This window comes from Lactobacillus sp. UMNPBX1, from assembly GCF_002554085.1.
Classification (GTDB): domain Bacteria; phylum Bacillota; class Bacilli; order Lactobacillales; family Lactobacillaceae; genus Lactobacillus; species Lactobacillus crispatus.
The window spans coordinates 1-404 of the sequence record NZ_PCZI01000066.1 but is presented as its reverse complement, the minus strand read 5'-3'; the positions used below and the strand labels follow the sequence as shown (position 1 = coordinate 404).

General features: G+C 38.9%; 1 protein-coding gene and 1 pseudogene. Both read left to right on the top strand.

Going from position 1 to position 404, the window contains the following annotated elements:
• The coding region (gene rfbC / locus CP352_RS10810) for a dTDP-4-dehydrorhamnose 3,5-epimerase (protein ID WP_143465308.1) at window positions 1-292 on the top strand (292 nt) is incomplete at its 5' end.
• Window positions 293-308: 16 nt separating this feature from the next.
• A pseudogene (locus CP352_RS10805) lies at window positions 309-404 on the top strand (NAD(P)-dependent oxidoreductase); the annotation flags it as partial.

Here is a 404-nt window from a genome sequence, read left to right as displayed (position 1 = left end):
GACTGCAGAAAACAAGAAGCAATTTTTAATTCCACAAGGTTTTGCACATGGCTTTTTAGTATTAAGTGATGTAGCTGAATTTTGTTACAAGGTCAATGATTTCTGGCACCCTAATGATGAAGGCGGTATGGCTTGGAATGATCCTGAAATTGGCATCAAGTGGCCACACCTAAAGGGTGAATATCCAGGCAGCCCTGATGCTTCTGGTTATACTTTGGATGATGGCACTAAGTTAAATATGGCTGAACGTGATCAAGAATGGAAAGGTTTAAAGGATACTTTCAAGTTTTAATTAGTGAGGTAAATTAATGAAAATTTTTGTAACTGGAGTTAATGGTCAATTAGGTCACGACGTGATGAATGAATTGGCCAAGCGTGGCTATGAAGGTGTAGGTTCAGACCTT